This is a genomic window from Chitinophaga oryzae (assembly GCF_012516375.2).
GTDB classification, from domain to species: Bacteria; Bacteroidota; Bacteroidia; order Chitinophagales; family Chitinophagaceae; genus Chitinophaga; species Chitinophaga oryzae.
In genome coordinates, this window is the sequence record NZ_CP051204.2 from 18,818 (window position 1) to 45,711 (window position 26,894).

A 26,894-nucleotide genomic window follows, 5' to 3' on the forward strand; every position below is an offset into this window, starting at 1 on the left:
CCCTATAACTGTCACACATTTAAATTAACTGTCCAATGATCATCGCAACCCCTTGGGGAAGCAACTTTCTGTAAACAAGACGCACACAAACAGGTTCACCCCTACTCCCCCCGGCAAAAAAAAAGAGACCGCCTTTTACGGCGGCCTCCTGGTCCTATTAATGATTAACTGATAAGTATGTACGAAAATAAATAAACGGATGCCTGTTATTACCTTACGCTCCCGCTGTCAGACAAGGAAAACCACTTCCATGATGCCTGTACGGCAGCCCCGGAAACTGTATCCATCAGTCAACAAATATAAAAAATAAACAAATACTAAAATAATTAAATACAATCTACCAGTCTTCCCGGTTAAACAGTATGCCAACATTGACGCCGAAGTACCTGTTCTTAATATTACCGGCGGACCTGTCCATGTCTATCAGGCCGTAGCTGTAGTTAACGCCAAGCGTCACGTAGCAGTTAAACTCGATGGTGGCAACAGCATTTAAACCGGCATCCCAGCGCTGCAGGTCATACCCGGTGGTGAACACATTGGGACTTTTTCCGAAGTCTACCCGTTGGCTGCTGGACTGCAGCAATTTTCCTTCTTTGTAGATAGCCAGGTCATAATCGCCGCGTGTGCAATAAGCTGCGTAGCCGCCACCGCCGATTGCCAGTTTTCCAATACCGATCGGAATTTTATATACCAGGTTTACCGGCAGTTCCAGGTATTGCAGTCTGATTTTAGTAGCGCCGGGTAAAGCCACGTTGACGTCCTGCTGGCCGTTAAACGACCGGTTGGCTCCTTTAACGATATAACTTAGTCCCGGTTGCAGGGCGCCGTTGGGAAACAGGGGAATATTCAGGTAAAAACCAGCCTGCCAGCTGTGCAACGGCTTTGATCCGGGCTGTGTGCCCCCGGAGGATCCGGAAGAGACATTCATTTCGGCATTCACATAACCCCCTTGCAAACCTAAGCTTACCTGGGCATTAACAATTGTGGTGGTAGCAGCCAGCGTGGCCAACACGCACAGGAATTTAAAACACTTCATGTAGAACTGTACTACGGGATTAATGATACTTGCTCAATATCGTTATGAAACAGACAAGGTTCTTCAGGTTCACCCGATGGTTACTAACGGCGAAGCTAAACAAAAGGTTTCGAATTTTATATAAAAAAGGCTGCCTGGAACTTACCAGGCAGCCTGTTAATTAATTGTGATGTGGTGTTTTCGCGATGATTAACGACCGCTGAATTTATAACCTACGGACACACCGAAGGAAGTGTTTTTAAACTTAGCGTCGTTGCTGGTATTGTCAAATGCGTTGACCATGCCCAGGTCGGCGTTCAGGCCGAAATAAAGGCCGGCAGGGATTTCGTACCCGATCTGGATGTTACCGCCTGCATCAAAACGCTTCAGTTTAGCAAGACCGGCTTCGTCATCGAAAGCCTTTCTTTCACCGACGAGTGGCATGTCCTTGTATTTACCGGTAACGCCATACGCGATGTAAGGGCCGACGGCCAGTACCAGGTTACCGCTGCCAACTTCAGGTTTGAACATGAAGTTGATCGGCACCTGCAGGTAGCCCAGGGACACCTTCATGTCGGAGTTTTTGAACTTACCGCCTTTGCCGGAATACAATAAGCCGGTGCCTACGTAAAATTCATCCCCTAAAGGAATGTCGACGGTTACGCCGGCCCTTAATCCTGTCAAAAGCTTGCTGGTTTCCTTGGAGGTAGTACCAAAAGCGGATGCTTTGGTGGTTACACTGGAAAACTGAGGGCCTGCTACAATGCCCCATTTTGTCTGACCGAATGTAACGCCTGCGATCAATAAGGCGACCGCAGCTAAGAGTACCTTTTTCATTTTAATGTGTATTTGGATGAGGTTAAAAGTGACGCCAACAGGCCGGTGACGCCACTTTTTGTCTTTTTCTGATTGCTAAATGATTATGAATCAGCCTGTACTTTTTGCTTGCTAGCTGTAATTACAAAACGAGTTAAAAATTGTTCGGAAATTTTTACTTGCCGCCAAAGAGATAACCCACGGAAACACTGAATACACGGTTCTTGTCTTTGTTGTCTGTACTGTTGATTTCGCCTGAGTAAACTTTGGCAAAGCCGATACCATACTGAGCGCTGATCAGGAAATTGCTGATTTCGGCGCCTACCTGTACGTTACCGCCCCAGTCGAACCGTTTCCATTTGTCACGGCCCTGGTTGAGGTCTCCATTGTTAAACGGCGTGTCGTCGTCCCACTTAATGCTGGAAGAACCAGTTGTAGTACCGGCCACAGTAGTGGCTTCGTACTTGTTCTTCCCTGCAACCCCGAATGCAAAATACGGGCCTACGCCTGCGAACAAACTAGCGTGCTCACCCACCGGCAGTTTTGCAACAAAGTTCAAGGGAACTTCAATGTAAGACGGATTCTGTGTGTACTTAGCGTAAGGATTGGTGACGGTCACATTGTTTTTGTCACCAACTTCGGATTTCGTACCCTTGGTGGTATAAAACACCCCAGGCTGGAATGACAAAATACGGGGTACCAGCGGCAAATCCGCTATCACGCCGACATTGAAGCCGGACAGACTTTTGGCATCTTTCGTACTGCCGTCATTGCTGGTGGTGATATTGGCAAGGTTCCAGCCACCTTTAATGCCTACACGGGCCTGAGCCATCGCTGCAAAGGACAAGGTCATCGCTGCAAAGGAGAGAAAAATCGTCTTCTTGGTCATAACCTGAATTTTTGGTCCGCGTCCCAAAATTCAAAGAGTATGCCAAAAGAATGTTAATTTAATATAAATAATTGATTATCAATATAAAACGAGGTATATATTCTACGTTCTACACCCTGTTTTCTACAGCTTCGCTGCTGTGGCTTTTTGCCCCGAACGCTCCAGAAAATCGTTCAGTTGCTCTACAGCGAGACGTTTGGCAACAATTTTCTTCCGCTCGTCCAGCAGATAAACTACCGGTGTGCTATAAACGTCATATAGCCGGCGGTAATTGGTGGAGTTGTCCGCATCCAGGGCGTGCACCCACCCGGTAAGGTGATGGTCCCTGATAAAAGATAACCACTCTTCGCGCGTGCCTTCCGTCTTGATACCGATCATCGCCACCCCTTTGTCTTTCCAGCTGGCTTTGAAAGCGGAGTCGAGCCGGGGCAGCTCTGTCTTACAGTGCCCGCAGGTTGGGTCCCAGAACACCAGCACGGTATATTTCGCTTTTGTTTTATAAAGGGAGACAGGTTTGGACGCGGTATCTTTCAATTCCAGCGGCGCCGCCTGCTGGCCGATCAGATTAGGCGCCAGCGTATAGGCGCGGTTGATGATTTTATTGAGTTGTTCATCGTTCAGCCAGAAAGCGTCTCCCGGAACGTAGTATTTCTCCACCAGGTGCACAAATACGGCGTCCATACCCATGTAAGGTGAGCTTTCATAGTTGTAGGTCAGCCACCACAGCACATATTTAAAGGTTTCTTTGCTTTTGCGGGTACGGGCAAGGAGCGCGTCGCAGTCTGCAATAATAGAATCGGGCATATTCACCACCAGCTGGGAGAAATACTTTTTCAGCTTGGCCTCCAGTACCGGTGTTCTCACCAGCCGGTCGGTAGACAGCTCCACCTCATCCCAGTAGTGTCCTTTAAAGTAGCGGTAGGCAAAGGAAGAATCCTCCCCTTCCGGCTTTTGTGGTATCTCCGGTTCTTTCATTGCCTTGAAAATCGCCGACAGGATGGCTTCCGGGTGTTTGGACACCAGCTCCTGGCGGTATTCCTGCAGTTTTTTGCCCAGTTCCTGCTGCAACGGCGCCACCTTGGCGGAATCAGCGGCAGTGCGGGCCGTTTTCAACTGGTCGGTGATGCTGCGGGTCAGCGACTCCTGCCGGAACAGAAACCGGTTATAGGCCAGGAAAAGCTCGTTATCCGGCGACCCTTTGTAGACGGTTTTACCCACCAGGTCAGCCGTATCAATCGTCACACTGAAGAACTGCTGCTTATCGATCAGCGTTTCCACGTATTTCTGCCTGCCTGGCAGTACGATCAGGTAAATGCCGGGATACAGGGGCGTTTTTCCTTTCAGCACCACTTCACCGGCGGAATTTACCTCCGCCGAATCGGCCAGGTAGGTGGTCCGTCCCATGTAGTTGGCCAGGAACAGTTTGCCGCTGGTATAGTTCTTCAGCCGGATAGAAAGCTGATAGCCCTGCGCATGCAGGTGGAGCTGGATAGAGAGTGCTGTCAGAAGCAGGAGAAATATCTTACGCATAGGAATTGGTAACAATATGTAAAAATACAAGTAAAAAAGCTAACTGTGGTATCCTTTTACGGCCAACGATTCATGATTTCCTTTTACCTTTGCAGCCGTGAGGAAAAAAAACGTAGTAATAGAACATGTACCTGTATCCGGCTATGCCGCGGAAGGTAAGGCCCTGGCACGGCACGACGGTAAAGTTATCTTTATTGAAGGCGGCGTAATGCCCGGTGATATTGTGGACGTACGCCTGTCCAAAAATAAAAAAGACTGGGCGGAAGGCAAAGCCGTTCATATACATAGTTACTCCGACAAGCGTATTACCCCGTTCTGCCAGCATTTCGGCACCTGTGGCGGCTGTAAATGGCAGATGATGCCCTACAGCCTGCAGCTGGAATACAAGCAGCAGCAGGTAGCAGACCATCTGCAGCGGATCGGCAAGCTGGAGCTCCCTCCCATGAGCCCTATCCTCGGCTCGGCCCATACGGAGCACTACCGCAACAAACTGGAGTTTACCTTCAGCAACAAGGCTTACCTCACCAACGAGGAGGTGCGCGCCCTCAACGGCGAAATCCCCGTCCGGCCGGCACTGGGCTTCCATGTGCCCAAGCTGTTCGATAAGGTGCTCGACATCCAGACCTGCTATCTGATGCAGGAGCCGGTCAACCTTATCCGCAACACCATCCGGGAATACGCGATACAGCACGAGCTGTCTTTCTACGATATCCGCCTGCAGGAAGGCTGGCTGCGGAACCTGGTCGTACGTTTGTGTACCACCGGGGAAATCATGGTCAACCTGGTGATCCACCATGAAGACAAAGAAAACAGGGTGGCATTGCTGGACCATCTGCTGAAGACGGTACCTGCCATCACCACGCTGCTGTATACCATCAACCCGAAGAAAAACGACTCGATCTTCGACCTGGACCCCAAAGTTTATTTCGGGAAAGGTTATGCAGAAGAGAAGCTGGAGGACTTTGTTTTTAAAATTGGTCCGAAATCTTTCTTCCAGACAAACACCTACCAGGGAGAAGTGTTATACAAAGTAACCCGCGACTTTGCAGGGCTGACTGGTTCGGAAATTGTGTACGACCTGTATTGTGGTACTGGCAGTATCGGTATTTTTGTATCCCGGCAGGCCAGGAAAGTGGTAGGCATCGAACTGATCAAAGAAGCGATCGACGATGCCCGCGAAAATGCCGCCATGAACCAGGTAGACAACGCCGAATTTTTTGCCGGCGACGTAGTGGACATCTGTGACGACGCCTTTTTTGCGCATCACGGACAGCCGGATGTGATCATCACCGACCCTCCACGGGCAGGTATGCACGAAAAGCTGGTCAACAAGCTGCTGGAAATTGCTGCCCCAAAAATCGTATATGTAAGCTGTAACCCGGCTACACAGGCCAGAGACCTGGCATTGCTGGATGCACTGTACACGGTGGAAAAGGTACAACCCGTAGATATGTTTCCGCATACGCACCATATCGAAAATGTGGTGTTACTGAAGAAAAGAGAAAATAATCAGCAATAATGAACGAGTACAGGCCCGGAAAATTTCAGTTTTTACCCCTTGTGATCAAAAATCTGTTGATCATTAACGGGTTGGTTTGGTTGGTACAGATCACCCTGCTCAAGCGGTATGGGTATGACATGAACGACCTTTTTGCCCTTCATTACTGGGGATCACCGGGATTCCGGCCTCATCAGTTCATTACCCACCTGTTCATGCACTCTACCAGTGACTTCTGGCATTTGTTCATGAACATGTTTACCCTCTGGATGTTTGGTTCCACCCTGGAAAACCGGTGGGGTTCCAAACGTTTTCTGATTTTCTACATGATCTGCGGCCTCGGCGCATCGCTCTGTTACATGGGTGTGCTCACCTATGAGAACATGACGCTGACCAAATATGCCAATGCTTTCCTGGACAATCCTACCTTCGATAATTTTGTGGCGCTGGACCGCAAGTTCCACCTGGACAATGCCAATGTGAGCATGAATGACATGAAGGAGGCCATTGCACAGGGCAACCAGTTTGCCATCGACATGGCAAAAATCTATGTCAAACAATACATGCTTGCTTATAGCAACAGTATCGTGGTAGGCGCTTCCGGCGCTGTATACGGTATCCTGTTCGCCTTTGGTTACCTCTTCCCCAACGCTATTATCTTCCTGTATTTCTTCCCCGTAAAAGCCAAATACTTCGTGGCCTTTATGATCCTTACGGAAGTATGGGCCGGCGTACAAAACGCACCGGACGATAATGTAGCCCACTTTGCGCACCTGGGCGGCGCACTTTTTGCGTACCTGCTGCTCAGAGGCTGGAATAAAAGAAACCGAACGGATTTTTATTGACGCAAGACTTTATTAAGCCGTAATTTTGTATTGTAAATTACTTGTACCATGCATGCGTTGGAAAAAGAGAAAATGCCACGTCTCTCCCTTGGGGAAGAACGGAATATGGTCACCCAGTTAGTGGTTGTTAATCTTACTGTTTTTATATTCCTGCTTTTCGCCAAGGTGATCTATACCATGGAAGTAGGGAAAGAAGGAGATGCCCTTTTCTATAAAAATATTATGAACTGGCTGCGGCTGCCGGCTGATCCTTCCCAACTGCTGGCGCGCCCGTGGACACTGCTTACCTCCCTTTTCTCCCATATAGAAGTGTGGCAGGTATTCACCAACATGGTATGGCTGTGGTGTTTCGGCACTTTCCTGCAGCATATCGCCGGTCATCAGCGGATACTCCCTGTGTACCTGTTTGGCGGCCTGGTGGGCAACCTCTTTTATATCCTCGGCGTTCAGGCTATTCCCGGCCTTCATACCCTGCTGCCCAACGCAGCCACCATGGGGTCTTCCCCCAGTATAGTGGCCATGGCAGCCGGTGCTACGCTGATTTCTCCGCGCTACCGGATCTTCCCGTTGCTGGCGGGCGGCATCCCCCTCTGGATCATCACCATTGTATACGCAGGCCTCTCCATCGGCACCAGCGTGTCCAGCCCGGGCGGCATCGCCTACCTGGTACAGCTCACCGGCGGCGCCATCGCCGGACTGCTGTTTATGTACAGCTGGAAAAAAGGGCATGACTGGGGCGCAGGGTTCAACCATCTGCTGTTTAAACTGACACACGTTTTCCATCCTGCCGCTCAACAGATAGATCCCAACCACCCGAAAAGCGCCGCTAAGATCGTCGCCAGGCTGGAAAGTCAGCCTTACCGCAAAATCGGGCAGGTGCCGGAACAGCGGCTCAATGAAATCCTTGATAAGATCAACGAAATGGGCCTCGACTCCTTATCGCCTGAAGAGCGGGAAACGCTGCTCCGTGCGGGAGAAAACTAGGCATTCAGGAATTTGGTTATTTTTTTATTGGGTTATTCAGGTATTTAGTGACGATGGGATTATTAATACGCAAGTTGCGGATTAATATAATAACTTACCCTTCCCAATACCTAAATAAAAAATATCCAAACAGATGTCCATGAAGTTTGTTTGCTCTTTATTCATCCTTATCTTACTAACAAGCGCCTGGTTGCCGCTGCTCAACCCGGGACGTTATTGGGTTTCCGGATTTGCCGCCCTCGTTTTCCCCATCGTTTTTCTCTTTTGCCTGTTAACATTGCCGCTTTTGTGGTTTTGGCGGCAGCAGAAAAAGTACTTTTTTGCGCTGGGCATTGCGCTGGCGCTCTGCATACGCCCCGCTTTAAATACCTGGGGGCTTCATTTTTCGCCGAAGACGGACCTTCGTATTGAAGCCGGCAGCAACGACTTTACCCTGATGACATACAACAGCAGCAGCATGGGCCTGCAGGGGTATAAAATCAACCAGTCGCTCCGTTCCGCCATCTTCCGGCAGATTGCGGACGCCTCGCCGGATATCGTCTGCCTGCAGGAGTTTTACACCAACGACGGCCCCGACAAGTCGCACAATATCGACTCACTGCGGCAGATCGGCCAGTATCCTTACCATTATTTCGCCCCTGACCATACTAACTGGGACACATGGCATTACGGCATAGCGCTGTTCTCCCGCTACCCTGTTGCAGCCGCCACGATGATCCTCAGCGACAGCCTGGCTCCCCGCAGCGGCCGCAGTTTCCTGCAGGCGGATGTAATAGTCCATGGCGATACCCTTAGAATTTTCAGCGTTCAGTTCACTTCGTATATGCTTGAACGTAGCGATCTCCGGTTAACCGGTTTACAACAGCTGATGAACCTTGGCAGTAAAATGAAGGCTACCTTCCGGCGCAGGGCTTCACAAGTGGAACAGCTAAAGGCGCTGATAGCGGCCAGTCCCTATCCGGTGATCGTGGCCGGAGATTTTAACGACACGCCGGCATCCTACAGTTACCGCGTTGCTGCCGCCGGGCTACAGGACGCCTTCCTGGCCACCGGGACGGGATGGGGCCGGACGCTCTCCTACCTGTCGCCCACCCTGCGTATCGATTACATCCTGCCGGACCGGCATTTCAGCATCAAAGGATGCCGGGTGCCGGAAATGCCGCAGTCAGAGCATTTCCCGGTTATATCCCGTCTGTCGTTGAAAAAACATTAACTTTATTCATTCAACAAACGTGGAAACGCGGTGCGATTTTTAAGACTATTTACGAAGGGCTTTTTTGTATTCATCAACGTTGGAGTGGTGGTGCTGTTTCTTGCCGCCTGCCTTGCACCGTATATTTCACCGGCCTGGTTCTGGCCTATCAGCTTCATTACGCTGGCTTTTCCCTTTTTACTGGGACTGTTGGTGATATTTCTGGGGGGGTGGTTGTTTTTCAACTACAAATATGCTTTTTTATCGCTCACCGCCCTGTTTCTCGGCTGGAAGTCCATCAGCGCTTTCCTGGCATTTAACCTGCCGTCCGGTAATAAACCGGCGCCGGCGGCGCAAAGTCTGACCGTGATGAGCTATAACGTCAGCCAGTTCGGCCTGTACCGCGAAAAAGACAGTAAATACAACCGGCAGGCCATGTTTGCGCTGATCAAAAAGCAGGAGCCGGACGTTGCCTGCTTCCAGGACTTTTACACGTCCGAGCGGAAAAACGATTTTAATAACCGGGAGGATATTTCCCGGGAGATGAAAATGCCGTTCCGTTTCTTTTCGAGCGACTTTAACCGCAACGGGATGCAGCACTGGGGTTCCATCATCTTTTCAAAATACCCTATTATTGCATCAGACAAAGTGAAAATGAGCATGGGCCCTTTGAGTGAAAGCCTGATTTATGCAGATATTGTAAAGGACGATGATACCATCCGGATTGTCAATATGCACCTGGAGTCGTACCGTTTCAACGAAAAAGACTATACCGATATTCGCAAGATCAAAAACCAGGAAGATACCGGCCTGGTGGCGACGAAGAACATCATTCAGAAAATGCGCGAGGCGTATATACGCCGCAGTCAGCAAGCCGATATTGTAGGTAATTTTATCCGGCAGAGCCCTTACCCGGTGATTGTATGCGGAGATTTTAACGACACCCCGGCGTCGTATACCTATTTCACGATCAAAGGCAACCTTCAGGACGCTTTCCTGAACAAGGGCTGGGGCGTAGGCCGCACGTTTAACGGGATAGCCCCCACCCTGCGCATTGACTATGTGTTTGCCAGCACTGATTTTAAGGTCAACAGTTTTCGGAGAATCATATCCGACCTGTCCGACCACTATCCGGTCATCGCCAACCTCAGCCTTGTCGGCAGCGGCGTGCAGGAAGTAGAAGTAAACAAATAAGTATAATTATGAAAATGTTTAATATTTTGAGATCTGACCGATGTTGTTTCCGGACTTTTTACTTACAACTGGAACAATATTTATCTTTGCCATCCACCACCGGAAAAAAGGCCTGTTGCCTGTAACAGGTCCCCGGAAATCTTAATTACAGCATATGTCAGAACTCAAAATATACAATTCAATACACCGCCAGAAAGAAGTATTCACCCCGCTGCATCCCGGCCACGCAGGCATGTACGTTTGCGGGCCTACCGTATCCGGAGAATCCCATCTCGGCCATGCCCGCCCGTATATCACTTTTGACGTGGTATACCGCTACCTGCAGTTCCTGGGTTATAAAGTACGTTACGTACGCAATATCACCGACGCCGGCCACTTTGAGGAGGAAGGCCGCGCGGCGGAAGACAAAGTTTCCAAATCCGCCGTACTGGAGAAACTGGAACCTATGGAGCTGGTGCAGAAATACACCAACCTGTTCCACTGGGCCATGCTGCAGTTCGGCAACCTAGAACCGAGCATCGAACCTACCGCTACCGGTCATATTATCGAGCAGATAGAGATGATCAAAAAGATCATAGAGAAGGGTTATGCCTATGAAGTGGACGGCAGCGTGTATTTCGACGTAAAGAAATACGCCGCCGGCTATGACTACGGTATCCTTAGCGGCCGTGTGCTGGAAGACATGCTCGAAACCACCCGCGAGCTCGAAGGCCAGGACGAAAAGCGCAACAAAGCGGATTTTGCCCTGTGGAAAAAAGCGCCGCCGGAGCATATCATGCGCTGGCCGAGCCCCTGGGGCGAAGGCTTCCCCGGCTGGCATATCGAGTGCTCTGCCATGAGCGCCAAATACCTGGGCCATCAGTTCGATATCCATGGCGGCGGTATGGACCTCCAGTTCCCCCATCACGAGTGCGAAATAGCGCAGAGCGAGATCGCCCACGGCGAGATGATGGCGCGTTACTGGATGCACAACAATATGATCACCATCAACGGCCGCAAAATGGGCAAAGCTTATGGCAACACCATCAAGCTTACGGAAATGTTCACCGGCGAAAACCCGCAGCTGGACAAGGCCTACAGCCCCATGACCATCCGTTTCTTCGTATTGCAAACGCACTACCGCAGCACGCTCGACTTCTCCAATGAAGCGCTGCAGGCTGCCGAAAAAGGGTTGCAACGCCTCTGGGCAGCCTATGAAACGCTGCAGAAACTGAGCTATACCTCCGACGGCGCCGCCCTCAACGAGGAGCTGGATAAACAGGTGCGCACCTGGTGCCAGGAATGCGCTGAGTTCATGAACGACGACTTCAACACCGCCAAGGTGCTGGCCAACCTGTTTGAGCTGACGCCTGTTATCAACTCCCTGAAAGGCGGCCAGATCAAAATGCATGAAATCAGCGAAGACACGTTCCGGTTGCTGCAACAAACCTGGAAGACTTACCTGGTAGACATCCTCGGCGTACAACAACCGCCGGCCAGCAGCGACGACCAGTTACTGGACGGCGTACTGCAGATGCTGATCTCCATGCGTAAGGAAGCCAAAGGCCGCAAGGACTACGCTACTTCCGACCGTATCCGCAATGAATTGCTGGGCATCGGCATACAGCTCAAGGATGAAAAAGACGGTAACGTCACTTATAGCGTTCAATAAGCAAATACCCACTGATAATAATGCGTAAAGTTCTTAGCATGTTGACAACGCTGGCCCTCCTGGCCGGCGCTTGTCAGCAGCCATCTCCAAAAACAGACAACACCGTTGACAGCACCGGCGCCAGTAAAGTGGCCAAACTGAATGTGCCGGTACCGGCGTTCAATGCGGATTCTGCCTACGCCTATACGGCGAAGCAGGTGAGCTTCGGACCGAGGATACCCAATACGCCCGCACAGCAGCATTGCGCCGACTGGATGATCAGCACCCTGAAACAATGGGCAGACACCGTATATGTGCAACGTACCACGGTGGAAGGTCCGAATAAAGAGAAACTGCCCTGTATCAATATTATCGCCAGCTTCAACCCTGCCGCCAAACAGCGCGTGCTGCTGCTGGCGCACTGGGATACCCGCCCCTGGGCCGATGAAGACGCCTTTGACAAGAAAGGCAAGCTGGACGGCGCAGACGACGGCGCCAGCGGCGTAGGCGTACTCATGGAGACCGCCCGCCAGTTCAGGGCACATAAGCCCGAAGCCGGCGTAGACATCCTGCTGGTAGACGTAGAGGATTACGGCGTTAAAGACAACGAAAACTCTTTCTGCCTCGGTACCCAGTACTGGGCTAAAAACCCGCATATAAAGGGCTATAAAGCCAATTACGGCATCCTGCTGGACATGGTAGGCGGCCGCGGCTCCCAGTTTTACATGGAAGGCTCTTCCCAGCAATATGCTTACGGTCCTATGAAAATGTTCTGGGACGTCGCCAACCAGCTGGGCTATTCCGACTATTTCCGGTACGAGAAGAACGGGTCTTACATTACCGACGATCACATTTATGTAAATACCATGGCCAATATCCCGACTTTTGATATCATCGCCTGGCAGGCCAGCGGCAACTTTGCGCCGCACTGGCATACCCAGGGGGATAACATGAGCGTGATTGACACCAGGACGTTAAAAGCAGTAGGACAAACTATCCTGCAGGTCATCTACAATCAGCCATTCTCCTATTAATGGCCCTTGCCGGAGTGCAGGATAGCGGATATAATCATTTAATCAATCGTTTATGCCCAGACCGTCAGGCACTCCGGTAACGGAGCATGCTTATATCTCCCATCTCAGCAAAGACAAAAAACTGCAGAAGATCATCAGCGGGCCGCTGGCTGTGCGGGCAAAGCAGAAAAACTTCCCGCTGCGCCTTATTGGCGCCATTATGGCCCAACAGCTCTCCACCAGGGTGGCCGATGTGATCTATGCCCGTTTCCTGGCCCTTTATGGCAATAAAGAACCAACGCCTCAGCAGGTAGCCGCCACCCCGCCGGAAAAGCTCCGTGCCATCGGGTTGTCCAACGCCAAAGTCTCCTATGTGCACAATGTGGCCAACTTCTTCATCGCACAGAAGCTCACCGATGCCAGGCTGCATAAAATGGACGACGAAGCCGTCATGCTGTGCCTTACCCAGATCAAAGGAGTAGGCCGGTGGACCGTGGAAATGCTGCTCATGTTCCACCTGCACCGCGAAGATGTTTTCTCCGTCGACGACCTGGGCATACAGCAGGCGATGGCCCGTTTGTACAAGCTGGACACCACCGATAAGAAAGCTTTCCGCGAGAAAATGAAAACCATCTCCGCCAAATGGTCGCCCTACCGGACCCATGCCTGCCGCTATCTCTGGCAATGGAAAGATCAATAAGCATGTAAATACATTGCGTACTGCCGTTGTAAATTTGTATCATGAGTTTGCAGGGAAGCCTTTTTGAAGAGCCCGACGCCGGGAATGCCATCCACCTGAAGAACGGAGAACTGGCTTATTATCCGTGCTTTTTTAAGCCCGCGGAAAGTGATGTTTACTATCAGACGTTACTGGATACGATCGACTGGAAACAGGAATCGATGAACATGTATGGCAAACAGGTGTTATTTCCGCGGTTGATGGCCTGGTATGGAGACGCTGCCACTTCCTACAGTTTTTCCGGTAATACCTTTGAACCTCGTCCGTGGACGGCAGCGCTACAGGAGATACGCGACCGTATTACCAACGTCGCCCAAACCAGTTTCAACAGTGTATTGCTCAACCTTTACCGCAGCGGCAGCGACTCTATGGGCTGGCATGCCGACGATGAGCCGGAACTGGGGCCCCATCCGGTAATCGCCTCTGTCAACTTCGGCGCCTCCCGCCGTTTTTTATTACGCTATAAAAATGATCATCACCTGAAACATGAAATTTTGCTGGAACATGGCTCCCTCCTGGTCATGAAAGGGACACTGCAGCAATACTGGGAACATCAGGTACCCAAAACAAACCGGCAGATCTCCGGAAGGATCAACCTTACCTTCCGCTTTATCCACCCATAAAACCATATACACCTGCTATGAACAACCTTATTTTGTTAATCGGAAATGATATCAACAACATTTCCAGCGGACAAAGCTGGAAAGACCTGCTGCAGGATATCATCACCTTCTGTCATACAGGAGACTGCGTGGAACTGGACGACAAAAAACCATTCCCGCTACTGTATGAAGAGGTTTTTTTAACCGCCATCAAAAGAGAAAAACTCCGGGAAAGGGAACTGAAAGCTTTCATCGCCATCAAAGCCGCCGAAATTAAAGCCAATGGCATCCATGCTGCCATCAGGGCCCTGAAACCGGCGCATATCCTGACCACCAACTATGAGTTTACCCTTGAAGGCAGGACTCCTTATGAAAACACCAGTCTTATCAATGAAAAATTTTACAGCATCTTCCGCCGGTATACCATGGACGATATCCATTACTGGCATATCCATGGCGACTGCCTCAACCCCATGAGTATCAACCTTGGCTTTGAGCACTATGGCGGCCAGTTGCAGCTGATGCGTAACTATGTGGTAAGCGGGACCTTCTACTCCAGCAAAGAAGTACCAAAGGCATCCTTACTGCGACGCATACACGCCAAACAGGTGTACTATCACTCGTGGATAGACTTTTTCTTTACCCATGACATCCACATCTTCGGACTGTCGCTCGATTTTGTGGAAACAGACCTCTGGTGGCTGCTCACTTACAGGGCGCGTCAGAAATTTCATCATAAAAATGTACCGGTGCACAACACCCTCTACTATTACATCCCGGAAGAACTGGTGCCTGCCTCCAAATTCAAGCTGGACCTCCTTACCGCCAATGATGTAAAGGTGATCAGCCTGCCGGGAAAAGATAAACTGGCCTACTACACCAGCATCATACAGCGGATAGGTAAACGGAAATCGTCCTGAAAGCTGTAACATTCTGTATGCTGGCAGCGTTTTTGCAAACAGAAGGTATTCTGACAAAAGTAAACCGTCAGGTACCTTTTGTTGTTAAAGATTAAAATCACAATTATGTTTCTTGAATTAGCATTGACGCTGGCTACGACACTGATGACGCCCCTGAAGCCTGTACAAAAGCAGCAGTCCCCAAAAAATCAGACAATCTATGTGAAAGAATCCAAGGAGCCATGTACCGGCGTAGCGCCCATGGAATGCCTGCAGATCAAAGGCGTGAAGGATACCGAATGGTCTAACCTGTACACCGGCATTGAAGGATTTAAATATACGCCCGGCTATCGTTACAAACTGCTGGTAAGAGTAACGCCTGTTAAAAATCCACCGGCCGACGGCTCTTCCATCAGGTACACCCTGCGGAAAGTACTGGAGAAGAAAAAAATAACCGCCACTCCTGAAAAAGGCTCCCCGTGGGCGTTTATCGCCAGCAAAAGATGGAATCTTATTAAACTCGGAGACAGCACGCTCACACAATCCGGCATCTGGATAGAGTTTGATCCGGCAGCAAAACGTTTCCATGGTAAAGGCGGTTGCAATCGTATTTCCGGAGGTTACCAAACTAACGGAGAAAACATTACCTTTACAATGGTGATCAGCACAAGAATGGCCTGCATGGATGAAAATGTGATGCGCCGCGAAACGGAATTCCTGAAGAGGATCGGTGAACATACCTATCGCTATGATGTGGCAGACCAGACACTGAACTTCTACGAAAACAATCAGCTGGTCATGATATTCGGGATGCAGCCGAAAGAGCTGAAATAGACTACTTAGTAACCCATTATAACAGAGGAGGTTGTCTTGTATAAGACAACCTCTTTTTTTTCCGCAAACGGGATTAATTGCTTAACTTTAGATACCTGTAACCGCAGATACACCCCCTGTTTTTGGGTATACACTACCGCCGCTGAATTTTTATTATTAATCCCTAATTATCCACCCCATGAAACAGCTGTGCTACTTGTATCTGCTTACCTTCTTTTTCCTGTTACCGTTTTCTGACAGCTATTCCCAGACCTGTACCAATCCCCTGAAGATTGTTGTGCTGGGCTCTTCCACAGCCTGGGGCAACGGCGTGCCGGTACGCGACAGCGCCTGGACATTCCGTTACCGCCGTTACCTGAAAGCAACGCACCATCCGTCCGATACGGTGATCATCCTGGCGAAAGGCGGTAATACCACCCACACCATCCAGGCCAATGGGACACCGTCCTATACCGTGTCCGGGATCACCTTCGCAGTAGACACCACGTGTAATATCACCCGCGCTATCGCACTGGCGCCCGACGCCATTATCATAAACATTCCCAATGAAGACGAAGCACGCAACTTTCCGATGACCGTACAAGTGGCAAACCTGAAAGCCCTGGCACGGCAAGCCGCCTTGTACAACATCCCCTTATGGATAGCCACCACACAACCCCGCGGCAACCTGGGCCTCGCCGCCGGTGTTCGTCTCACGCAAATGAAAGACAGCATCATTACCTATTTCGGCAGCAAAGCGATCGACTTCTGGACAGGACTGGCCGACAGCAGGGGATACATCCTACCGGCCTACAACAGCGGCGATGACGCCCTGCTGAATTCCGCCGGACAACGTATCCTGTTCGACAGGGTGGTGGCCAAACAACTGCCACAGGCGCTGTGTACCACAGCTCCCGCCCCGCCCTTCCGGCTGTCCGCTTTTACAGTGGCCACCGCCGGGCAACGGTTACAACTTTCCTGGAGTACCCTCGAAGAAAACAGTACGGTAAAATTCATCATCGAGCGGAGCATCGATACCATCAGCTGGATGGCCATCGGCAGCGTTAACGCAGCGGGAAGCTCATCCACACAACGCAATTACCAGTTTACCGACACCACCGTAGCCCTCAACCAGCAATACTATTACCGGCTGAATATGGAGGCCACCTTAAACCGCCACTACTATAGCAGCGTTGCCGGCGGCAAAGTGGTATATGTGCCCGGCAGTTGCAACAAACCGCTGCGTATCGTGGTACTGGGCTCTTCTACAGCGTGGGGCAATGGTCTGCCCAACCGCGACAGCGCCTGGGTAATGCGGTATAACCGTTATCTCAAACAACAGCATAACAGCGCAGACTCTATCATCCTGATGGCATTCGGCAGCAACACAACACAGGCGATTATGCCCACCGGCACACCTCCTTATACTGTGTCCGGTATTACCTATTATGTAGACACCGCGCACAACATTACGAAGGCTATCGCCCTGCAGCCGGATGCCATCATCATCAACATGCCCACCAACGACGAAGCGCGGAACTTTCCGCTGACGAAACAAACCGCCAATTACCTCGCCCTGAAACAGGAAGCGGCACTGCACAATGTTCCGTTGTGGGTATCTACCACCCAACCCAGAGGCAACCTCGGTTATGCCGCAGCGTTGCGGCTGGCACAGATGAAAGACACCATTAATCTCTACTTCGGAGATAAAGCCATTGACTTCTGGAACGGCCTGGCACAACCCAACGGATACATCCTGCCTGAATACAACAGCGGCGATGATGTACATTTCAATGCTGCCGGTCATCGTATCCTGTTTCAAAGGGTGGTGGACAAATACATCCCTGCAGCCGTGTGCCCCGATACTGCCGCAGCCGCACCGATGCTCATGGCAGCGCCTCCAACAACCTATGCCGCCACCGGGCACATTTCCGCCAGCAAGGGGCCGCTGGCGGTGTTTCCCAATCCCGCTACCAGTTATGTGGTGATCCCCCCGGTAAACAATGCACCTTTTATACTGGAGGTATATAACGCAACGGGCAAAAGGATACTGAGCGAACGCCGCTCCGGAAGGACAACCCTGTCTGTCAATGGCTGGGCTCCCGGCATTTACATCATCCGGGTGATTTGCGGCACCGAACAATATCAGCACCGGCTCATAAAAATTTAACGGGAAATCTTTCTGTAAAAAAAGGGCGCCTCTTTTTAGAGACGCCCTTTTCATTTCTACTTTACAAATAAAGCTATGGTATAACAATTAAACGCTGCGTTATTAATACGCCACGCCGGCGAAATCCCGTGCGGATGCTACCAGCTTCCGTCCGGAGTTGTATTCAAACAACATAGCGTTGGAGGTGTTAGCTCCTACTGCTACTACCACTTGTACAGTGTCTGCTTTCTGCTCCGGTACCTGTACCAGCAGATAGTTGGCTTCTGCACGCAATATATGCGCTGCCACATCGCCAAAGATCACTTTATTCGCAGTTTTCTCTTTGCTAAAACCATGACCTCTGATGATCAGAAAATTACCGGCGTTACCGGTCACTGTAGCTGTTTCTTTTTCTCTTTTTTCCTGGTTTGGGGAACAAGCCGTCATTGCCGCTACCAGCAGCATAAGGGCCACCACAAACGTGTTGTAATGTTTCATCTTATTTAATACTTCATTTTGGGGTAGGGTAACAAACCCTGTTACAAATAAAATCCGGGGTAACACTATTGCATGTAGCAACTCTTATTCGCAACAGTATATCTTCGGTATAAAAGCGGATGCAAATCTACATCTTTTTCTGCAAATAACATTCGTTTTAACCAACAAATTTTTTCAAATTACGTATAACTACGTAAACGCCGCAATGTAGCACTGCGCTATTTTTTCAGCAGTTGCGCCTTGTTGTATTCCCAGTTCATCCGCGCGATATGCAGCACTGAAATCTGTTGCGGACATTCTGCTTCACAAGCCTCGGTATTGCTGCAATGACCGAACCCTTCGGCATCCATCTGGTCCACCATATGACGTACCCGTTCCTGCGCCTCCACCGCGCCCTGCGGCAACAGTGCCAGATGGGTGATCTTCGCGCTGGTAAACAATGCCGCACTGGAGTTTTTACACACCGCCACACAGGCGCCGCAGCCGATACAGGCTGCTGCGTCAAACGCCGCTTCCGCCACAGGATGCCCCACCGGAATACTGTTGGCCTCCGGCGCCTGCCCCGTATTCACAGATACATAACCGCCGGCCTGTATCACCCTGTCAAACGCGCTGCGGTCTATTTTAAGATCGCATTTCACAGGGAAAGCCGTCGCACGGAAAGGTTCTATATAAATCGTGTCCCCGTCCCGGAAACTGCGCATATGCAGCTGACAGGTAGTGGTGTTTTTTAAAGGCCCGTGCGCACGCCCGTTGATCATCACGCCGCACTGCCCGCAGATGCCCTCACGGCAATCGTGGTCAAACTCCACAACCCGCTGCCCCTGCGCCAGCAGCTGTTCATTCAGCATGTCCAGCATCTCCAGAAAAGACATATCGGGATTCACATCCGCCAATGCATAGTCCTCCATCTTGCCGGTATCGTGGCTGTTTTCCTGCCTCCATATTTTTAATCGTATATGCATACACGTTATTTATAACTTCTTACGGTAGGTGTAACAAATTCAAATATCAGCGGTTCCTTGTTCCAAACCGGCGGCTGGTTTTCACCCGCCCATCCCCAGGCGGATATAAAAGCGAAATCAGCATCATTACGCATCGCCTCTCCTTCCGGCGTCTGGTACTCCAGCCTGAAATGCGCCCCACAGGATTCTTCCCGCGTGAGTGCATCGTAACACATCAGCTCTCCCAGCTCCAAATAGTCAGCCACCCTGCCGGCTTTTTCCAGCTCGCTGTTGATAGCATACCCACCCGGAATAAACAGGTCGGCATAAAACTGCTCCCGCAGTCCCCGGATGTCCCGGATAGCCGCCTCCAGCCCCTCTGCGGAACGCGACAGCCCGCATTTATCGTACAGGACCTTCCCCAGTGTTTTATGGAAATAATCCGCCGATAATTTACCGCCGATGCTTTTCAGTAAATGCAATTGCTCCTCTACCTGTTTAGCGGCAGCATCAAAAGCAGGATGATGCACATCTGTCGCCGGTACTTTAATTTCATCTGCCAGGTAATTGGCCAATGTGTACGGCGCAATGAAATAGCCGTCTACACAGGCTTGCAACAGTGAATTGGCGCCCAGCCTGTTGGCGCCATGGTCCGCAAAATTTGCTTCTCCCAACGCAAACAACCCCGGGATAGTGGTCATCAGTTCATAGTCCACCCACAGGCCGCCCATCGAGAAATGCGCTGCCGGTGAAATCTTCATCGGTTCTTTATACGCATTCACACCGGTGATCTTTTCGTACATGCGGAACAAATTGCCATATTTCTCCCTGATCTTATCTATCCCCTGGTCTTTAATCGCTTTGGAGAAATCAAGATATACGGCGTTTTTCAGGGGCCTACGCCATATCCCGCATCAATGCGTTCTTTGGCTGCCCGGGAAGCGATGTCCCGCGGCGATAAATTACCAAACGCCGGATAGCGGCGCTCCAGGTAATAGTCCCGCTCTTCCTCCGGCACCTGGTTGGGCAGCCTGTTTTCATCCTGCTTTTTAGGCACCCATATACGGCCGTCGTTACGCAGGGATTCAGACATCAGCGTCAGCTTGGACTGGTACTCCCCGGACTGCGGCAGACTGGTAGGATGGATCTGCGTCCAGCTGGGGTTGGCAATCAATGCGCCTTTCTTGTGCGCCCGCCAGATAGCGGAACCATTACAGCCCATCGCCAGGGTGGACAGGTAATAGATCTTCCCGAACCCGCCGGTGGCCAGTATTACCGCATGTGCGCCATGCCGTTCTATCTCACCGCTGTCCAGATTACGGACGATAACGCCTTTTGCCTTGCCATCGATCGTTACCAGGTCGAGCATTTCATGCCGGGCATACATCTTCACCGTGCCCTGGTGTACCTGCCGCATCAGCGCCTGATATGCGCCCAGCAGCAACTGCTGACCGGTTTGGCCGCGGGCATAAAAAGTTCTCGATACCTGCACACCACCGAAAGAGCGGTTGTTGAGATAGCCGCCGTATTCCCTGCCAAAAGGCACGCCCTGCGCCACCGCCTGATCTATCAGGCTGGCGCTGCATTCCGCCAGGCGATACACATTGGCCTCCCGCGCCCGGAAATCACCGCCTTTGATGGTATCATAAAACATGCGGAAGATATTGTCGCCGTCGTTCTTATAGTTTTTACAGGCGTTTACACCGCCCTGCGCCGCCACTGAATGCGCCCGCCGCGGCGTATCCTGAAAACAAAAGCTTTTTACCCGGTAACCCATCTCCCCCAGCGAAGCCGCAATAGCGCTGCCAGCCAGTCCCGTGCCCACCACTATCACTTCCAGCTTCTTACGGTTAGCAGGATTTACCAGCTTAGCATGTTCCTTGTAATGACGCCACTTATCTTCCAGTGGCCCGTCCGGTATTTTTGCGTCCAGCATAACCCATTATTTTAAGAAGTGAACATAAACCGGTATCCACGCGAAAGCCGCGCAGATGCCCACACTGTATATCCAACCGATCAGCCTTACCCATTGCACATACCGCGGGTGATATACCCCCAGCGTTCTGGCAGCGCTGAAGAAACCATGCAGCAAATGATAACACAACGCCACCATACACAACACGTACACCAGCACATACCATGTTTCGCTGTATACCGCCACCACGAGTCGGTACAGGTCTTTGTTGCCCCGCTCGTCCAGCGGCAACGATCCGAACTTGTACACATACCAGAAATCTCGGAAGTGAATCACCAGGAACACAAAAATGATGGTGCCCAGCACGCCCATATTACGGGTATACCATTTACTCACTTCACCCCGCCTGTCATAGTGATATTTAGCATTTCGAGAGCGTTTATTCGTCAACGTTATAACAATGGCGTATACCACATGCGCGATAATACTTGCATACAATATCCACGAAATAATTTTGATGAGGATATTCCCGGACAACAGGTGCGAATAGGCATTGAATTGCAGATGCGCCCTTTCATCGGGCAGTAACAGCTGCAGGTTGCCCAGCAGGTGAATAACGAGAAAGAAACACAGGAACAACCCTGTGAACGCCATCCAGTTTTTCCTGGTTAATGTTTTTTGTCGCCACTGACCCATAGTTTGATATTTAGATATTACCAGATGCCCAATACTTTCCACCAGCCTGCGCCAATACCCATCCAGAGAAGGATATACACGATACTCAACAAGAACCCGCACTTCCACCAGTCTTTCAGTTCCACATAGGTACTCCCGAAGAATACCGGCGCGGGGCCATGCCCGTAATGTGTCAGCGTGCCGAAAATACCGCCGCAGAAGCCCAGTACCAGGGCCAGCAGCGTACCCGGTATGCCCACTGAAATGCCCACCGCCAGAAAGGCCGAATACATGGCTGCCACATGCGCCGTAGCGCTTGCAAATATGTAATGACTATAGAAGTAGACCAGAACGATGATAGGGAAAGCCACCATCCACTGCATACCGCCTACCTGCTTTTTAATAAGGTCGCTGAACCAGGGAATGAAGCCCAGCGAGTTCAGGAAGCTGGCCATCATCACCAGCGCGGAAAACCATACGATCGTGTCCCAGGCGCCTTTTTCGGACTTAACATCTTCCCAGTCCAGCACCTGCGACAGCAACAGGAACACCAGTCCGATAAGCGCGGTAGTGGTGGCATCTATCCCAAACAGATCGCCGGTGATCCACAGCACCAGCAGTATCACAAAAGCCAGCAGCATCAGCCACTCGTTTTTGTGCACCGGTCCCATCTCCTTTAGTTTTTCTGCCGCCATAGCGGGTGCATCGCCGGTAGATTTCAGCTCCGGCGGATATACCTTGTACAGCACAAAGGGCACCACCACGATAGACAGCGCTGCCGGCACCAGCGCAGCAGCGAACCACGACATCCAAGTGATATCGATGCCCATATTTTTGGCGAACTTCTGGCACATGGGGTTACTCGCGGTACCGGTTAGGAAAAGCGATGAAGTGATGAGGTTCATGTTGTAACTGCTCAGCGTCAGGAAACCGCCCAGTTTGCGATGGGTGGCAGGATCTTCCGGCAGGGAGCCAAAGTTCATCGCCATGGATTTCATGATGGGATAAATAATACCTCCGCCCCTGGCAGTGTTGCTGGGCACCGCCGGCGCCAGCACCAGGTCGGCCAGTCCGAGTCCATAAGCCAGTCCCAGCGAACTTTTGCCGAAGATCCGGATAAAAATATAGGCGATCCGTTTACCCAGCCCGGTTTTAATAAACCCTCGGGCGATGAAGAAAGAAATACCAATCAGCCAAATTACCTTGTCCCCGAAACTACTGAGCGCCAGGGTAATGGACTTTCCGGGGTTTCCGGGGGCCAGCACCCCGCTCAGTGCCACCAGCGTGATAGCCAGCATAGACATGGTCCCCATGGAAGCCGCTTTCAGAATAATACCGAGAATAGTGGACAGGAAGATAGCCAGCAGGTGCCAGGCTTCCGGCGTTACGCCCGCCGGCGGCGGAATCAGCCAGATAACAGCTCCGAAAATAACCGTGACCAACAGTTGTAAATACTTGATTTCTTTCATGATAAAGGCCTTTTTATATTCTGCATTGTACCTGTACGATCATTAGGTTACTGTTGTGTGTTTTTGTTCCGGGAATATTCCGGTCGTAATTGTCGATCTGCATCCCCAGCTGTATACGCCCGCCATAGTCTTTCAGGAAAGCCAGGCTGATCATGGGGATGTAGGTCCGGCGGGCGTTGCCGCTATGCCGGAAATCTTCGTTAAAATACTCATAGCGCATGGACACTTCGATGGAGGTGAGCTTGCGGTAATTGATCTTGTACCGGAAATTGGGCAACAGGTAAACACCATGCATCAGGTATCCGCTTAACGGGCCTTTCCGGAGGCTGTCGGCCAATCCGTAAAACAGGCGGTGGTTCGTTCCCTGCTTAAACTCCGACTGCAGCTGCAGGTCAAATTTCTCCGCCAGCGGGATCACGCCGCTGAAGTCTACCCCCAATGCATATACGCTGCATTGTTTCACGGCGCCGGTGCCGCCGTTGAGGCCGAGCGACAACTTGTTCATGTCGCCGAACTCCAGCCGGGCGGAAGCCAGTTTGCCGTTATCATCGTCGGCCACCTGGTTACGGTTGTTTCCGTTGACCACTGACACGGCGTATTTAATGGGCAGCGCCGTATTTTTCCGGAAGGTGCCGAACATGGACACGCCTACCTGGAAACTTTGCCAGCCATTATTTCCGAAAGCATAGTATTGATTGGAGAAATCCATAGACTGGATGATGTCTACCGGGTAAAGGTCTTCCAGGCCAAAAGAGGGCCGGAACTGGCCCACTGTAAAGTTGACGGCGTCATTCCACCGGTAGGAAATAAATGCGTTTTCCAGCACTTTTCCTTTAGGGTCGCTGGCGAAATCGGCGAGGTTCACCAGTACGCCGGCCTGGAACCGGTCGCTCACCTGCGCCTTCACCTGAAGACGCGCCCGTTTGAGGCTGAAGCTGTTACGCACCACTTCTTTTCCGGGATCCGCCTGATGCGTGCCATTTACATCCACATCGGGTTTCAGCGAAACGGTATAGCGTGCCTGGAACACGCCGCCCAGCGTTATTTTCTTCAGGAACCCCGGTTTAATGGCGGTAGTGTCTTTGGTGATGGTCGTATCGCTCACTGGCCTGTCCCCTGCATAGGCCGCGGGGACAGCCGAACAAAAGCAGAGAAAAAAGGCGGCCAGTCGGGTGTTTCGTTTATACATGCACGGTTGTTGAGTTTTCGGATCAGGCGGTTATTACTGGGGATAACACCGTGCAGAAGGGAAATGTTTGGCGCCCGGGCATAAAAAAATCCCGTTCCGGTGCTACCGGAACGGGATGAATATTTAAGCAGGTAATAATTATTTCACCAGCTTCAGTTCATTGATGATGTTTTTAGCACCACCCAGTTTTTCGATGCACCACAGCACATAACGTACATCTACGCAAATAGTGCGGTTGTAATCGGCGTCGAACTGGATTTTATGGCTCAGCGCTTCGTAGTTGCCGTCGAAAGCGAGACCGATCAGTTCTCCGTTAGCATTGATCACAGGGGAACCGGAGTTACCGCCGGTGATATCGTTGGTGGTGATAAAGCCCACTACCACGTCGTTGCGTTTGGCGTCTTTATACTGACCGAAATCTTTTTTGTTGTACAGGTCTGTGTAGTTAGCCGGCAGGTCAAATTCATAATCGCCCGGAACGTATTTTTCGATCACCCCTTTCATGGTGGTCACGTAGTCGTAGTGCACGGCATCGCGCGGGGCGTAAGCTTTCACCTGGCCGTAAGAGAGGCGCATGGTGAAGTTCGCGTCCGGGTATCTGTTACCGTTAGGCTGCATCTGCATCACGCCTTTCAGGTACTGACGGCCGAGGTCATTGTTTTTCATCACAAACTGGCCGTGGATCGGCTGGTATTTACCGCTATAGTTTTTGATGAAAGTGCTGACGTAGTTAAATATCGGATCGTTCTGCAGGGTTACTGCGTCGGGGTTGGCGATAAACGCTTTCCATTTGGCATCGTCGAAGATGATGGTGTTGTTCATCAGGGAAGCGGCCCAGAGTTTCCAGGTATTATCTTCTTCGAGGCTGCCGAATTTGCTTTTCAGCGTTTCGAAGTAACCGGTAGGCTGCTGGTCTTTCGGCACGTCGTTGTAGAACATGCGGGCAGTGGCTGCTAGTATTTTCTGGTCGCTGGGTTTGTTTTCCTCTGCGAGGAAGCCGGCGCGTGCTTTATCAGCAGCGGCAGCCGCCTGTTGTGCGGCGTCTTTAGGGGCGCCCGGCGTTACGAGCGCTTTTTCGAGTGCCATCAGGGAAGCGGCATAAGCAGCTACCGGGGAACCAAGTAAGCCTTCTGTGAGGTATACACGGTGTTTGGCGTAGGGAGACCATGCTTTATAGGCCGCTGCGTAGTCGTTCATGATATTGGCAAATTCAGGTTTGTCCTGGGCCCATTTCGCGAAGGCAGCTTCATTTTTTTCCTTGTCTTCCAGTACGTGGTGTTGTTTCAGCTGTTTGCTTTCGCCGTCAAAGAACTTCCAGTAGTTGGCGATACCGGCGTAGGAAGAGGCCAGCTGCAGTTTCACCGCCGGGTCCTTCACCATCTGCTCCATCATGGCTTTGAGCCTGACGTCGCGCAGGTTTACGAGGGACGGGTTTTCTACTTCTGTTTTCAGCTTGATGCCGTAGGAAGTTTCGTAACGGTTGGTGCCGCCGGGGTAACCGAGGATCATCGCGTAGTCGTTTTCTTTTACGCCTTTGATGGATACCGGCAGGAAGTGTTTAGGCTTCAGGGGCACGTTGTCTTTTGAATAAGCGGCTGGTTTACCGTCTTTGGAGGCATACACGCGGAAAATGGAGAAGTCGCCGGTATGGCGGGGCCATTCCCAGTTATCGGTATCGCCGCCGAATTTACCTACGCTTTCCGGGGGAGTGCCCACCAGGCGTACGTCTTTAAAGCGCTCGTATACGAACATCAGGTATTGGTTGCCTTTGAACATCGGCACTACTTTCGCTTCATATTCCGTACCGGCAGTGGCTTTGGTGATGATACCCGCATAGGCTTCCTGTTCTTTTTTCATTCTGTCGGCGCCGCTGAGACCTTGCAGCTGGGATTCCACATCTTTGGTAACGTCTTCCACTTTCACCAGGAACTGGACAGACAACATGGGGGAAGCAATTTCCTCCTGTTTATTTTTCGCGTAGAAACCGTTTTTGAGGTAGTTATGTTCTACTGAGCTGGCCGCCGCGATAGCGCCGTAGCCACAGTGATGGTTGGTGAAGATAAGGCCTTCATTGCTTACTATTTCGCCGGTGCAGCCGCCGCCGAAGATCACGATCGCATCTTTCAGGGATGCCTTGTTGATGCTGTACAGCTGTTCCTTGGTCAGCTTAAGACCTTTTTTGACCATGTCATTGTAGGTCTGCTGGCCCAGTAAATACGGGAGCCACATGCCCTCGTCTGCTTTTGCCCATTTAATACTTACGCTAAGCAGCAGGAGCAAAACCAGTAGTTTTTTTCTCATATCAGTTTGGTTTTGTTATAAAAGGACCTCAAACCTAGCTATTTTTTTGTTAACGGACGCATGGATGGGGCATAATGAGTAGGATCTTCCCCGGT

The 26,894-nt window shown here is 51.0% G+C and carries 24 protein-coding genes; 12 read left to right on the top strand and 12 right to left on the bottom strand.

Annotated elements, in window-relative coordinates; all coding sequences use genetic code 11:
- Positions 1 to 337 precede the first annotated feature (337 nt).
- From HF324_RS00065 to HF324_RS00080, 4 genes are all read right to left on the bottom strand, one after another.
- Positions 338 to 1,036, bottom strand: coding sequence for a porin family protein (locus HF324_RS00065; RefSeq protein ID WP_168861706.1), 699 nt, complete (start codon positions 1,034 to 1,036; stop codon positions 338 to 340).
- A 189-nt stretch (positions 1,037 to 1,225) separates the two neighbouring features.
- Entirely contained in the window at positions 1,226 to 1,852 is a 627-nt protein-coding gene (locus HF324_RS00070; RefSeq protein ID WP_078669807.1) for a porin family protein, read from the bottom strand.
- Between the two features lie 154 nt (positions 1,853 to 2,006).
- Positions 2,007 to 2,720 carry a porin family protein gene (locus HF324_RS00075; RefSeq protein WP_168808240.1) on the bottom strand — a complete coding sequence of 238 codons (714 nt, stop codon included), beginning with the start codon at positions 2,718 to 2,720 and terminating at the stop codon, positions 2,007 to 2,009.
- A gap of 123 nt (positions 2,721 to 2,843) precedes the next feature.
- The gene (locus tag HF324_RS00080) at positions 2,844 to 4,250 is read right to left on the bottom strand and encodes a TlpA family protein disulfide reductase (RefSeq protein ID WP_168808242.1); all 1,407 of its coding nucleotides are present in this window, start codon (positions 4,248 to 4,250) and stop codon (positions 2,844 to 2,846) included.
- Positions 4,251 to 4,347: 97 nt separating this feature from the next.
- Between HF324_RS00080 and rlmD the strand changes: the two genes are divergently transcribed.
- From rlmD to HF324_RS00140, 12 genes are all read left to right on the top strand, one after another.
- Entirely contained in the window at positions 4,348 to 5,769 is a 1,422-nt protein-coding gene (gene rlmD, locus HF324_RS00085) for a 23S rRNA (uracil(1939)-C(5))-methyltransferase RlmD (RefSeq protein ID WP_168808244.1), read from the top strand.
- A complete protein-coding gene (locus HF324_RS00090) occupies positions 5,769 to 6,593 on the top strand; it encodes a rhomboid family intramembrane serine protease (RefSeq protein WP_168808246.1) in 825 nt (274 codons plus the stop codon). Before rlmD ends, HF324_RS00090 begins: the two co-directional genes overlap by 1 nt.
- Positions 6,594 to 6,641: 48 nt before the next feature.
- Positions 6,642 to 7,577: a rhomboid family intramembrane serine protease gene (locus HF324_RS00095; protein WP_168808248.1), complete on the top strand. Its 936-nt coding sequence runs from the start codon at positions 6,642 to 6,644 to the stop codon at positions 7,575 to 7,577.
- A gap of 139 nt (positions 7,578 to 7,716) precedes the next feature.
- Entirely contained in the window at positions 7,717 to 8,790 is a 1,074-nt protein-coding gene (locus tag HF324_RS00100; protein ID WP_168861707.1) for an endonuclease/exonuclease/phosphatase family protein, read from the top strand.
- A gap of 30 nt (positions 8,791 to 8,820) precedes the next feature.
- Positions 8,821 to 9,963, top strand: coding sequence for an endonuclease/exonuclease/phosphatase family protein (locus HF324_RS00105; RefSeq protein ID WP_168808252.1), 1,143 nt, complete (start codon positions 8,821 to 8,823; stop codon positions 9,961 to 9,963).
- Positions 9,964 to 10,117: 154 nt separating this feature from the next.
- Positions 10,118 to 11,614 (top strand): cysteine--tRNA ligase, encoded by a 1,497-nt coding sequence (gene cysS, locus HF324_RS00110; RefSeq protein WP_168808254.1) that lies wholly within the window; start codon positions 10,118 to 10,120, stop codon positions 11,612 to 11,614.
- Between the two features lie 38 nt (positions 11,615 to 11,652).
- Complete coding sequence (locus tag HF324_RS00115; RefSeq protein WP_168861708.1) at positions 11,653 to 12,627, top strand: M28 family peptidase; 975 nt, start codon at positions 11,653 to 11,655, stop codon at positions 12,625 to 12,627.
- A gap of 52 nt (positions 12,628 to 12,679) precedes the next feature.
- Positions 12,680 to 13,306, top strand: a complete 627-nt coding sequence (locus tag HF324_RS00120; RefSeq protein ID WP_168808258.1) for a DNA-3-methyladenine glycosylase family protein — start codon at positions 12,680 to 12,682, stop codon at positions 13,304 to 13,306.
- 41 nt (positions 13,307 to 13,347) lie between these two features.
- Positions 13,348 to 13,968, top strand: coding sequence for an alpha-ketoglutarate-dependent dioxygenase AlkB family protein (locus HF324_RS00125; protein WP_168861709.1), 621 nt, complete (start codon positions 13,348 to 13,350; stop codon positions 13,966 to 13,968).
- Between the two features lie 17 nt (positions 13,969 to 13,985).
- Positions 13,986 to 14,867 (top strand): hypothetical protein, encoded by an 882-nt coding sequence (locus HF324_RS00130; RefSeq protein WP_168808262.1) that lies wholly within the window; start codon positions 13,986 to 13,988, stop codon positions 14,865 to 14,867.
- Positions 14,868 to 14,972: 105 nt separating this feature from the next.
- Positions 14,973 to 15,680, top strand: coding sequence for a DUF4377 domain-containing protein (locus HF324_RS00135; RefSeq protein WP_168861710.1), 708 nt, complete (start codon positions 14,973 to 14,975; stop codon positions 15,678 to 15,680).
- Between the two features lie 178 nt (positions 15,681 to 15,858).
- Positions 15,859 to 17,829, top strand: a complete 1,971-nt coding sequence (locus HF324_RS00140) for an SGNH/GDSL hydrolase family protein (protein ID WP_168861711.1) — start codon at positions 15,859 to 15,861, stop codon at positions 17,827 to 17,829.
- Positions 17,830 to 17,931: 102 nt separating this feature from the next.
- Here HF324_RS00140 and HF324_RS00145 read toward each other — a convergent pair whose 3' ends face one another.
- From HF324_RS00145 to HF324_RS00175, 8 genes are all read right to left on the bottom strand, one after another.
- The gene (locus tag HF324_RS00145) at positions 17,932 to 18,306 is read right to left on the bottom strand and encodes an IPT/TIG domain-containing protein (RefSeq protein ID WP_168861712.1); all 375 of its coding nucleotides are present in this window, start codon (positions 18,304 to 18,306) and stop codon (positions 17,932 to 17,934) included.
- Between the two features lie 218 nt (positions 18,307 to 18,524).
- Entirely contained in the window at positions 18,525 to 19,271 is a 747-nt protein-coding gene (locus HF324_RS00150; protein WP_168808271.1) for a succinate dehydrogenase/fumarate reductase iron-sulfur subunit, read from the bottom strand.
- Positions 19,272 to 19,276: 5 nt separating this feature from the next.
- Positions 19,277 to 20,158, bottom strand: a complete 882-nt coding sequence (locus HF324_RS33935) for an FAD-binding protein (RefSeq protein WP_309475684.1) — start codon at positions 20,156 to 20,158, stop codon at positions 19,277 to 19,279.
- Complete coding sequence (locus tag HF324_RS33940) at positions 20,140 to 21,186, bottom strand: FAD-binding protein (protein WP_258539371.1); 1,047 nt, start codon at positions 21,184 to 21,186, stop codon at positions 20,140 to 20,142. The genes HF324_RS33935 and HF324_RS33940 overlap by 19 nt, the downstream gene beginning before the upstream one ends.
- Positions 21,187 to 21,192: 6 nt before the next feature.
- On the bottom strand, positions 21,193 to 21,861 hold the full coding sequence (locus tag HF324_RS00160; protein WP_168808275.1) for a succinate dehydrogenase cytochrome b subunit: 669 nt from the start codon (positions 21,859 to 21,861) through the stop codon (positions 21,193 to 21,195).
- 17 nt (positions 21,862 to 21,878) lie between these two features.
- Positions 21,879 to 23,309: an anion permease gene (locus tag HF324_RS00165; protein WP_168861713.1), complete on the bottom strand. Its 1,431-nt coding sequence runs from the start codon at positions 23,307 to 23,309 to the stop codon at positions 21,879 to 21,881.
- A gap of 13 nt (positions 23,310 to 23,322) precedes the next feature.
- A complete protein-coding gene (locus HF324_RS00170; RefSeq protein ID WP_168861714.1) occupies positions 23,323 to 24,498 on the bottom strand; it encodes a porin in 1,176 nt (391 codons plus the stop codon).
- A gap of 138 nt (positions 24,499 to 24,636) precedes the next feature.
- Positions 24,637 to 26,799: a S46 family peptidase gene (locus tag HF324_RS00175; RefSeq protein WP_168808282.1), complete on the bottom strand. Its 2,163-nt coding sequence runs from the start codon at positions 26,797 to 26,799 to the stop codon at positions 24,637 to 24,639.
- Between the last annotated feature and the right edge of the window lie 95 nt (positions 26,800 to 26,894).

What these genes read in the sequence shown, in the direction of transcription:
- HF324_RS00070 (WP_078669807.1), bottom strand. Translation starts at nt 1,852, where the DNA reads ATGAAAAAGGTACTCTTAGCTGCGGTCGCCTTATTGATCGCAGGCGTT.
- HF324_RS00135 (WP_168861710.1), top strand. Translation starts at nt 14,973, where the DNA reads ATGTTTCTTGAATTAGCATTGACGCTGGCTACGACACTGATGACGCCC.
- HF324_RS00065 (WP_168861706.1), bottom strand. Translation starts at nt 1,036, where the DNA reads ATGAAGTGTTTTAAATTCCTGTGCGTGTTGGCCACGCTGGCTGCTACC.
- HF324_RS00140 (WP_168861711.1), top strand. Translation starts at nt 15,859, where the DNA reads ATGAAACAGCTGTGCTACTTGTATCTGCTTACCTTCTTTTTCCTGTTA.
- HF324_RS00165 (WP_168861713.1), bottom strand. Translation starts at nt 23,309, where the DNA reads ATGAAAGAAATCAAGTATTTACAACTGTTGGTCACGGTTATTTTCGGA.
- HF324_RS00170 (WP_168861714.1), bottom strand. Translation starts at nt 24,498, where the DNA reads ATGTATAAACGAAACACCCGACTGGCCGCCTTTTTTCTCTGCTTTTGT.
- HF324_RS00120 (WP_168808258.1), top strand. Translation starts at nt 12,680, where the DNA reads ATGCCCAGACCGTCAGGCACTCCGGTAACGGAGCATGCTTATATCTCC.
- HF324_RS00150 (WP_168808271.1), bottom strand. Translation starts at nt 19,271, where the DNA reads ATGCATATACGATTAAAAATATGGAGGCAGGAAAACAGCCACGATACC.
- HF324_RS33940 (WP_258539371.1), bottom strand. Translation starts at nt 21,186, where the DNA reads ATGCTGGACGCAAAAATACCGGACGGGCCACTGGAAGATAAGTGGCGT.
- HF324_RS00095 (WP_168808248.1), top strand. Translation starts at nt 6,642, where the DNA reads ATGCATGCGTTGGAAAAAGAGAAAATGCCACGTCTCTCCCTTGGGGAA.
- HF324_RS00130 (WP_168808262.1), top strand. Translation starts at nt 13,986, where the DNA reads ATGAACAACCTTATTTTGTTAATCGGAAATGATATCAACAACATTTCC.
- HF324_RS00100 (WP_168861707.1), top strand. Translation starts at nt 7,717, where the DNA reads ATGAAGTTTGTTTGCTCTTTATTCATCCTTATCTTACTAACAAGCGCC.
- HF324_RS00115 (WP_168861708.1), top strand. Translation starts at nt 11,653, where the DNA reads ATGTTGACAACGCTGGCCCTCCTGGCCGGCGCTTGTCAGCAGCCATCT.
- HF324_RS00075 (WP_168808240.1), bottom strand. Translation starts at nt 2,720, where the DNA reads ATGACCAAGAAGACGATTTTTCTCTCCTTTGCAGCGATGACCTTGTCC.
- HF324_RS00125 (WP_168861709.1), top strand. Translation starts at nt 13,348, where the DNA reads ATGAGTTTGCAGGGAAGCCTTTTTGAAGAGCCCGACGCCGGGAATGCC.
- HF324_RS00175 (WP_168808282.1), bottom strand. Translation starts at nt 26,799, where the DNA reads ATGAGAAAAAAACTACTGGTTTTGCTCCTGCTGCTTAGCGTAAGTATT.
- HF324_RS00080 (WP_168808242.1), bottom strand. Translation starts at nt 4,250, where the DNA reads ATGCGTAAGATATTTCTCCTGCTTCTGACAGCACTCTCTATCCAGCTC.
- HF324_RS00145 (WP_168861712.1), bottom strand. Translation starts at nt 18,306, where the DNA reads ATGAAACATTACAACACGTTTGTGGTGGCCCTTATGCTGCTGGTAGCG.
- cysS (WP_168808254.1), top strand. Translation starts at nt 10,118, where the DNA reads ATGTCAGAACTCAAAATATACAATTCAATACACCGCCAGAAAGAAGTA.
- HF324_RS00160 (WP_168808275.1), bottom strand. Translation starts at nt 21,861, where the DNA reads ATGGGTCAGTGGCGACAAAAAACATTAACCAGGAAAAACTGGATGGCG.
- HF324_RS00090 (WP_168808246.1), top strand. Translation starts at nt 5,769, where the DNA reads ATGAACGAGTACAGGCCCGGAAAATTTCAGTTTTTACCCCTTGTGATC.